Annotated in this window: 2 protein-coding genes and 1 pseudogene; 2 read left to right on the top strand and 1 reads right to left on the bottom strand. The window is 50.6% G+C overall.

The window, feature by feature from the left end; translation table 11 throughout:
* Positions 1-1,048, top strand: a 1,048-nt coding sequence (locus IQ219_RS17485) for a phosphotransferase (RefSeq protein ID WP_228017298.1), incomplete at its 5' end; no start/stop codon positions are given.
* Positions 1,049-1,075: 27 nt separating this feature from the next.
* Here the strand turns inward: IQ219_RS17485 and IQ219_RS17480 are convergent.
* Entirely contained in the window at positions 1,076-1,285 is a 210-nt protein-coding gene (locus IQ219_RS17480) for a hypothetical protein (RefSeq protein ID WP_194073458.1), read from the bottom strand.
* On the opposite strand from IQ219_RS17480, the pseudogene smc reads away from it, so the two are divergent.
* Positions 1,284-4,094: pseudogene (smc, locus tag IQ219_RS17475) on the top strand (chromosome segregation protein SMC); the annotation flags it as partial. The gene IQ219_RS17480 and the pseudogene smc overlap by 2 nt on opposite strands.
* Between the last annotated feature and the right edge of the window lie 23 nt (positions 4,095-4,117).

Genomic DNA, 4,117 nt, shown 5'->3' with positions numbered 1-4,117 from the left:
ACCGGACATTAACCCGGTGGTGGACTTTCCTGCTCCCAATCCAGCCCCGAAGTCAACGGTGGGGGGAGATGCTTTTCCCAGTGTCTATTCCGCCTTGGCTCCCCATGCCCTAACAAATTTGGTGTTTAAGCATTACGACATTGAAGTGCCCAAGGGCTGTCGGTTTTGGCACCGGGGTTTGAGCGATGTGTATTTGGTGGAGACCCTAGCGGACGATTATATTTTGCGCATTTCCCACCAACATTGGCGCACAGAAAGTGAAATTCAGTTTGAGTTGGAGTTGCTCAATTTTTTAGCAGACCGGGAAGTACCCGTGGCCGCCCCCCTCAGGCATCGGGGTGGGGGTTATGCCCTGGAAATTAATGCCCCGGAAGGCAAACGCTATGCCAGTTTATTTCCCTATGCCCCCGGCGGTGTGGCGATCGGTGATTTGAATAAAACCCAGGGATTTTTGTTGGGGGAAATGTTAGCCCAACTGCACCAAACAGCCCAACGGTTCAGACCTTCGGCCTACCGTCCTCCCCTCACCCTCAGCTATTTACTCGACGACTCCCTCCATACCATTGCTCCTTTCCTTCACCACCGGCTGGAGGAGTGGCGTTGCCTGATTGACATTTCCATGGCGATTAAAACCCAACTCAAATCCATTCCCACCCATGCTCCCTATTGGACTATTTGTTGGGGAGACCCCCACAGTGGCAATGTCCATTTCACCGCTGAAGACCAGATGATGCTATTTGATTTTGACCAGTGTGGCATGGGTTGGCGAGCCTTTGATATTGCTAAATTTCTGCAGGTTTCCATGCAATCAGGCCTGGGGCGCAATATTCGGGATGCTTTTTTGAGCGGTTATAACTCCATTGCTCCCCTGACTGTTTTAGAGGAAAACTGCCTACAAGCGTTAACCCAGACGGCTTTCATTTGGTCTTGGGCAATTCATGTACAAACCCTGAAGCTATCGGATTACAGTCGGCTCCACAGTGGTTACTTCAAACGTCGGTTGGAGAATTTGCAACAGTTGGGGTCAACGGATTGGCAACTGTTTTAGGTGCAGTGCTAAAACCATATTTATTATTTATTTAGCCGCCAATTGGGAAACTTGCCCCCCATATATCTTCGTCCAGTGCACAGTGCCTTTACCAAAGCCCTCCCTCTGAATTAGTCCGTGGGCAATTTCCGTCGAACGGCGATCGCCAAGCATCGTATATTGGGCATATATTGAGCCGTTGGGCCTTGCCACTGTCAGGATTGGAAGGGCCTGAATTACCCCGTCCCCAGCCTCCATGGTTTATGTCAAGCGCATCGAACTATCCCATTTCAAGTCCTTTGGGGGAACCACCGCCATTCCTTTTTTGCCGGGGTTTACGGTGGTGTCTGGACCCAATGGTTCGGGCAAGTCAAATATCCTCGATGCGTTACTGTTTTGTCTGGGGTTAGCCACGTCCAAAGGCATGCGAGCTGAACGACTGCCGGATTTGGTCAATAACACCTTTAAGGGGAAGCGGGGCAGTTCCGAAGCCAGTGTGTCGGTTACCTTTGAGTTGCATGATGGGGAAGCATTATCTGAACAAGAGTCCAACAATAATGGCAACGGCAATGGAGCGAACATTTCCAAAGAGTGGACTGTTACCCGCCGCCTCAAGGTGACGAAAGGGGGCAATTACTCCTCCAACTACTACATCAATGGGGAGCCGGCCACCGTGGCGGAACTCCATGAACAGTTGAATGAACTACGCATTTACCCCGAAGGTTACAACATTGTCCTCCAGGGGGATGTGACCCGCATTATCACCATGAACTCGAAGGAGCGCCGGGAAATTATTGACGAGTTGGCGGGGGTAGCGGAATTTGACCGCAAAATTGTCAAAACTAAGGAGACTTTAGGGGAGGTGCAGGACCGGGAGGAGCGCTGTCAAATTATTGCGACGGAATTGGAGCGTACCTTGGAGCGGTTAGCGGCCGATCGCCAGAAGGCGGAAAAATATCAGGCTCTACGGCAACAGGTACAGGAAAAACAAGGGTGGGCCAAGGTTATTCAGTACAAAGCGGTGGAGCAACAACGGCAAAAATTATTGGGGCAATTAGAGCAGGATCAACAAAAATCTACTCAAATTCAGCAAGCCCTGGAGCAACGCAGTCAAGCTATTCAAACCCAACAAATAGAGTTAGAAAAGCTCAATGCCCAGGTTAAGGCCCTGGGGGAAGATGAACAATTGGCCGTGGCGGCCCAGTTAGCAACCCAAAAAGCCCAACGGGATCAACTACAGCAACGCTACAACGACAGCGATCGCCAAATCACCGATCATCAACAGCAGGTGGGGAAAATTCAGGCGGAAATTAGCCAGAGTCAACAGCAGTTTTTGCAAATTCAACAGGAAAAATCCTTCCATAACACCCAAACCTTGCCCCAACTGGAAGCCGCCGTGCAAACCAGTCAACAGCACCTGGAGCAACTCCGGCATCAATCCCAGGCGATCGCCTCTGCCTCCGAAGCTTGGGTGCAGGAACAAACCCAGCTCAGCCGCACTGTCAACCAATTACAAGACCAATTAATCCCCCAACGCAGTCAGTTGGCCCAGCTAGAAGAACGCCAACAACAATTGCTGACTAATTTGGCTGAATTGACCCCTCTGCTGGTCAAAGTGTCGGGGGAATTGGCGGAAAAACGGGTTGCCCAAGGGCAGTTCAACTCCGAGGGGGAAGCCTTAACCAGTCAAATTCAAACCCTGGCCAGCGATTTGGCCCAACTGGAACAGGAACGGAGTTTGCTCCAGGAAACCCAAGCCCGCTTGCTCAAAGAACAACAGGAAAAGCAACGGCAATTGGACAAATTAGAAGCGGCCAGCCAAGCCCAGCAAGAGGTGCAGGGGACCTACGCCACCAAAGTGATTTTGCAGTCGGATTTGCCTGGGGTCTGCGGCTTAGTGGCCCAACTGGGTCAGGTGGAGCCCCAGTACCAGCTAGCCCTGGAAATTGCGGCCGGGGGTCGTTTGGGCTTTTTAGTGGTGGAAGATGATGGAGTAGCGGCGGCGGGCATTGAAATCCTCAAACAGGCTAAGGCAGGGCGGGCTACCTTTTTGCCCCTTAATAAAATTCGTCCCCCCCGTGGTCAAAATCCCAATCTCAGTTACGCCCACGGTTACATTGATTTAGCCGTAAATTTAATCGACGGCGATCGCCGTTACGCAGATATTTTCGCCTTTGTTTTTGGCAACACATTGGTTTTTGATAGCTTGGTTAACGCCCGCAACCACCTCGGCAAACATCGCATTGTCACGCTGGAGGGGGATTTACTAGAAGCTAGCGGGGCCATGAGTGGCGGCAGCCGTAATCAACGCTCAGGGCTACGGTTTGGCACCATGGTCAGTGAGGATACGGCAGAGGTGAAACAGTTACGTCAACGGTTGCAGGACATTCACCAGATCCAGGGTCGTAACGAAGAATTATTACTAGAAAGAACCGTTCGCAGTAAGCAATTAAGCCAACAACTGCTGGAAATGCGCCAACAACAAAGGGAAGTACAACTCCACGGCGAGCAAACGGAACGGGACATTAATCGCCTCAGCCAACAGCAAACAGAAATCAATCAACAACAAATTAATCAACAGCAAAAGCTAGAAGAATTGCAACGCAATTTAGCTTTGTTGCAGCAATCTTTGCCGCCCTTAGAACAACAGCTAGCCTCTGCTCAGCAACAGTTGGCTGCTTTGGAAACTTCCCAAACCCATCAACAATGGCAAACTATCCAGGGCCAAATTCGCACGGTGGAAGCGGAGTATCAAAATCAACTGCAAGCGTTACGCCAGGGGGAAGACCACCTCAAGGATTTACATAACAGTAGCCAACGCCTAGAGGAAAAAATTAGCCAAGCCCAGGAAAAAATTGCCCAACACCAAGCCCAGGATCAAACCCTGGCCCAGGAACAGGAGCAGTTAAAAATAGCTTTGGCGGAAATGAACACAGCCATCCAAACCACGGAAACCCAGTTGGCGAAACTATCGGAAAAATTGGGTAGTACTAAGCAAGAAAGGGACCAGCTAGAAACCCAACTTAATCAACTCCGTAGTCAACAGCAGGAACAGCAATGGCAGTGGTAAAAGTGACAAACTCATCAACA

This window comes from Synechocystis sp. LEGE 06083 (assembly GCF_015207725.1).
Taxonomy (GTDB): Bacteria; Cyanobacteriota; Cyanobacteriia; order Cyanobacteriales; family Microcystaceae; genus Synechocystis; species Synechocystis salina.
Note: the sequence above shows the minus strand (reverse complement) of the source record. Positions and strands in the feature narration are given on the sequence as shown.

Excerpts from the sequence above, each read along its gene's own strand:
- IQ219_RS17480 (WP_194073458.1), bottom strand. The coding sequence starts at position 1,285 with ATGGAGGCTGGGGACGGGGTAATTCAGGCCCTTCCAATCCTGACAGTG.